Here is a 5,203-nt window from a genome sequence, read left to right on the forward strand (position 1 = left end):
GATGGGTGAAGTCCTCGACGATCGAGGAGGGTCCGTCCTCCGCGGCGGCGCCGCTGCCGGCGGTCAGCGCCAGGCCGCCGACGGTCGCGAGTAGAGCAGCTCCGCAGAGCGCACCGATAACCTTCATTGGATCTCCCCCGTGAGTCCATGGTGTTGCCCTCGGTGAGCGAGGGTCGACGGACAGCACGATATCGGTGAAGCCCGATGGCGACAAGGCCGGGTGGCGGGTCCGACTCAATCGGTGCGTCGGTGCACCCGTAGGCCGAGGTTGGTCGGGAAGGACGTGAAGGTCATCCGTTCGCCCACCGGACCTGCGGTGCGGTCCGGCTCGAAGTCGAACGCGCGGCTCAGTACCGAGGCGACGACGGTGGTCTCGACCAGTGCCAGATTGCGGCCCGGGCAGAACCGGGGACCGTTGCCGAACGGGGCGAACGGCAGCGACTCGGCCGGCAGCCCGCCGTCCAGCCACCGCTCCGGACGGAACGTGTCCGGGTCGGGGAAACGGTCCGAGTCGCGGCGGGCGCCGTAGGACAGCAGCACGTACATCAGCGTGTCCTTCGGCACGAACAGCGGGCCGTCGCGGGTGTCGACGGTGAGGTCCCGGGTCGGCTGCATGACCAGCTGCGGGGTGACCGGTTGCAGGCGCAGCGCCTCGTGGACCACCGCCTCGGCGTACCGGAGCCGGCCCACCGTGGCGGGGTCGGCGGGCAGCCGCCGGTCGCCCAGGACCTCGTCGGCCTCCGCGCGGACCCGCCGGTGGATCTCCGGGTGCTGGGCCAGGAAGTGCAGACTCCAGGCCGCGGCCGACGACGTGGTGTCCTCGCCGGCGAGCAGCATGGTCAGCACGTTGCCGAACACCTCCTCGTCGGTCACCGCCGGCTCGTCCGCGATCGGCTTGACCAGGGCCTCGAGGAAGTTGGCCGGCGACGCACCGGTCGCCATGCGGTCCCGGGCGGCGGCGAACCGGTCCCGCACCACCGCCTCGATCTCCCGCACCGTGGCGTCCAGCCGCCGGTCCCGCGGCAGCTTCACGTACCGCCAGTAGGGGACCGGCGCGTAGATCCGCCGGGCGAACTCGGGGAACAGCCGCGGCACCCGGCTGTGCAGTCCCTCGCCGGTGCTCTGCAGGGCGTTCAGGTCGTGGCCCATGGCGAGCCCGGCCGTGACGTCCAACGTGTACCGCATCATCTGGTCCAGCACGTCGACCCGTGCACCGGAGTCGGCGGCGGCCTCCCAGACCCCCAGCAGCCGGTCGGTGACCCGGGTGATCGTGGTGAAGTACTGCCGGAGGTACGCGACGTTGAGGCTCTGCGTGGCCACCTTGCGGAGCCGGCGCCAGCGGTCGCCCTCGGCGGTGAACACGCCCTGCGGGGCGATCTCCTCGATGACGTTCGACATCACCGCGCTGCGCCGGAAGTCGTCCGGCCGGCGGCGCAACGTCAGGTCGATGACCGCGGGGTCTGCGGTGACCAGGATGTGGCGCCGGACCAGGCGGATCCGGTACGTCAGGCCGTGCGTGTCGGCCCAGCGCTCCAGCACCCGGTTGGGGACGCCGTCGCGGACCACGTCCCGCAGGTTGCCCAGGACCGGGCGGGGCGTCGGCCCGGGAAGATCGGCCATCGTCCGGACCGCCGGTCCGGAGAGTGTGGGCGGTCGGGAAGCGCTCATGACGGCGAACCTACTGTCGGTGCGGTGGGACACCAGCGCGCCGGCGCCGGGACTGCCCGGGCGGCGGGTCCGCGCTGCCCGGGCGGTCGGCGCACCGGATCAGCCGCTGGCGTTGCCGGTCAGGTTCCAGCCCGCCAGGTGCAGGGCGGGTGCCGCGTACTGGTGGCCGGCCCAGCGGTCCGGCAACGGCACCGCCTCGGCGCCGATGCCGCGGACCGTCCCGGCCGCCAGGGCCTGCCGGTACGACTGGGTGAACCGCATGTTGCTCACCGCCGCGACCACCTCGCCGTCCTCGACCAGCCAGACGCCGTTGCGGGTGAGGCCGGTGATGGCGAGGCTCTTCTGGTCCAGCACCCGGGTGTACCACAGGTCGGTGACCAGCAGGCCGCGCGCCATGGCGGCAACCAGCGGCCGGGCCGACGGAACGGCCGGGCCGTCCGGTGCGCCGGCCGGGCCGGTCGGAGCCGGGCCGGGCAGCAGCCGGAGATGGGTCGCCGTCGGGCCGGTGGAGCGGGACGACGGCGACGCGTGCCCGGTGGAGGTCGCGCCCGCCGCGGCGGCGGAGGTGCGGTCGTGCGTCACCGCGGTGCTGACCCCGTCCCGGACCAGCGTCAACGGGGCCCGTGGAGTGCCCTCGTCGTCGAACGGCAGGGTGGCCGCGGCGCCCGGGAACGTGCCGACCGGGTCGTCGACGATGGTGACGGCCGGGTCGAACTGGGCGGCGCCCAGCTCCACGAAGGACCGGCCCTGGGCGGAGTCCCGGCCGTTGAAGGCGAAACTGGCCAGATTGGCGAGCAGGTCGGCGACGGCGGTGGGTTCGAGGACCACCTCGTACTGGCCGGGGGGAAGCTCGACCGGGTGCCGCCCGGCGAGCGCCTTCCCGGCCGCGCGCCGGCCCAGCGCGGCGCCGTCCAGGTCGGCCAGCCGGCTCGCGGCCAGCCGGGCCACGCCGTCCGCGCCGTCCGCCCGGGCGATGCCGTCCATGGCCGCCTCCACCGCGCGGCCCGCCACGGCCTGACCGGCGCTGTTGGCGAAGGCGGCGGACGCGCGGTGGGTACGGCAGAAGCCGGCGGTCTCCAGGCCGTCGGCGGCGCGTACGAATTCGCGGACCCGCAGCGCCCGGTCCTCCGGGGTGGCCTGGGCGGTGGCCTCGTCGAAGCCGGTGTCCGGGTGGCTCAGCGGGGTGGGCGCCAGCAGCCCGGCCCAGCCGGTGTCCGGCGGGCTGAGCCGGGCGGCGGCGACGGTGCGGTCCACCAGCGACCGCAGGCCGTCCGCGTCCACCACGGTGGTCGAACCGCCGGCGGTGCGCCCGTCCAGGTGCAGCCGCAGACTCACGGTGGTGACGGTGCTGTCCACGTTCTGGTGGATGGCCGAGTTGGCGAACCGGGTCAGTGCCAGCGCCGAGTGGTGCACCCCCACCTCGGCCTCGGCGTGCGGCCCGGCCCACTCGCGGACCAGCTCGACCACCCGGCCGGCGAGGGCCAGTTCCGTCATCGCCGGCCCCCGCCCCGCGGACCGGCACCGGCGGCGCGACCTTCGTTCGTCATGCCCGCACTCCCACCCGGACGTCGGTGAACCGGGCCGGTGCCGCCGGATGGCCGGTGTGCCCGATCTGACCGGGCTGGCCCTTGCCGCAGTTGGGCGTACCCCAGGAGACCGTCTCGGCGGAGAGCATGTCCATCGACTGCCAGAACTTCGGGCCGATCCCGGTGTACGTCGGGTTGCGCAGCATCCGTCCCAGCCGGCCGTTCTTGATCTCGTAGCCGATCTCGCAACCGAACTGGAAGTTCAGCCGCTTGTCGTCGATCGACCAGGAGCGGTTGATGTCCATGAAGACGCCGTCGTCGGTGGCCGCGATGATCTCCTCGAACGAGTGCGGGCCGGGCTCCAGCCCGACGTTGGTCATCCGCACCATCGGCAGCCGGGACCAGCCGTCGGCACGCACGCTGCCCGCATAGTCCAGCCCGGCGACCGCGGCCGAGTCACGCCCGGCCAGTACGCCGACCCAGCGGCCGTTCCGGACCGCGTCGCGCTTGACGGCCGGGGTGCCCTCGTCGTCGTAGCCGAAGCTGCCCAGCGCGCCGGGGATGGTCGGGTCGATGGTGATGTTCATCAGCTCGGAGCCGTAGCGCAGTGTGCCGAGCCGGGCGAGGTCCAACCAGGACGTGCCGGCGAACGCGGCCTCCCAGCCGAGAATGCGGTCCAGCTCGATGGCGTGCCCCACCGACTCGTGGATCTGCAGCGCCAGCTGTTCGCCGCCGAGCACCAGGGTGGTCTCGCCGGACGGACACAGCGGCGCGGTGAGCAGGGCGCGCGCCTCGCCGGCCATCCGCGGCGCGTGGGCCACCAGGTCCAGCTCGTCGACGAGTTCCCAGCCGCGGGTGCCGTACTGCCCGCGGTGCGACGGCCAGGAGCGGCGCTGGATCTCGCCGTCGCCGTACGCACTGGCGGTGATGCCCGCCCCGCACTCCCGCAGGTGCTGGTCGATGCGGTGTCCCTCGCTGGACACGAACCACTTGCGGGTGTCCCACACCTGGTAGATGCCCTCGGCCAGGTCGGCACCCGCGTCACGGGCCGCCGCGGTGGCCGCGACCAGCAGGTCACCCTTGGTGGACAGGGGCACGGTCAGCGGGTCGATCTCGCACGGATTGGCCCAGCTCGCCGTGCCGGCCTTGGCCGGCACCAGGTCGATCGCGGGCCCGGGCACCAGCGCGCTGGCCGCGGCGATCTGCGCGGCGCGCCGCCCGGCCGCGCGGGCGGCGTCGTCGGACAGGTGGGGCACGGCGTAGAAGCCCCAGCTGGATCCGACCAGGGCGCGTACGCCCAGACCGGCGCTCTCGTCGGAGCTGACGTCCTCGACGTCGCCGTCGCGTGCGGTCATCGCCTCGGTACGGCGCAGCATGACGCGGGCGTCGGCATAGCGGGCGCCGGCGTCCAGGGCCGCCTGGACCGCGGTGCCCGCCTCGTCGAAATGGCTCATGACCCGACCCTAGATGAACTGTCCCCAAGGGAAGCGGCGTCGCCGGGGGGACCGCTCGGACGGGACCGGGCGGGGACGGTGGGGGTGGCAGTGCCGGTGGGAGCTTGGCCATCCGGTATGTCGGGTTTTCTGGATGGGAGCGCCTCCGAGGTGGCCGGGCGTGTGGTGTTCGGGTGTGGAGCGCGCCGCATCTCTGCGCGCTGCGATCGGGTGGCGGGCGTGTGTGGTGTTCGGCAGCGGAGCTCGCCGCATCTCTGCGCGCTGCGATCGGGTGGCGGGCGTGTGTGGTGTTCGGGAGCGGAGCTCGCCGCATCTCTGCACGCTTGTGTCCGGGCGGCGAGGCGTGGGGGGTTTCGGTGCGGTGCGTGCCATCTCGCCACACGCCGTAGCCGGGAGTGGGCGGGCCCCTGCCACGGACGGGGCGGAATCGCCCCTCGGCGCGGAAAGGGGGGCGGCGGCGCGGAAAGGGGGGCGGCGGCGCGGAAAGGGGGGCGGCGGCGCGGAAGGCGGGACAGGAGCCAGGAAGGTGGGGCGGGAGGAGCTGGGAAGGTGGGG

General features: G+C 73.9%; 3 protein-coding genes. All 3 read right to left on the minus strand.

Annotated features, from left to right (window positions below):
• Positions 1-234: 234 nt before the first annotated feature.
• A complete protein-coding gene (locus LDL48_RS43070; RefSeq protein ID WP_225260986.1) occupies positions 235-1,668 on the minus strand; it encodes a cytochrome P450 in 1,434 nt (477 codons plus the stop codon).
• Positions 1,669-1,767: 99 nt separating this feature from the next.
• On the minus strand, positions 1,768-3,162 hold the full coding sequence (locus LDL48_RS43075) for a TldD/PmbA family protein (protein ID WP_225260987.1): 1,395 nt from the start codon (positions 3,160-3,162) through the stop codon (positions 1,768-1,770).
• Positions 3,163-3,211: 49 nt separating this feature from the next.
• On the minus strand, positions 3,212-4,648 hold the full coding sequence (locus tag LDL48_RS43080; protein ID WP_225260988.1) for a TldD/PmbA family protein: 1,437 nt from the start codon (positions 4,646-4,648) through the stop codon (positions 3,212-3,214).
• Positions 4,649-5,203 lie beyond the last annotated feature (555 nt).

This window comes from Jidongwangia harbinensis, from assembly GCF_020216025.1.
In the GTDB taxonomy this organism is placed as follows: Bacteria; Actinomycetota; Actinomycetes; order Mycobacteriales; family Micromonosporaceae; genus Actinoplanes; species Actinoplanes harbinensis.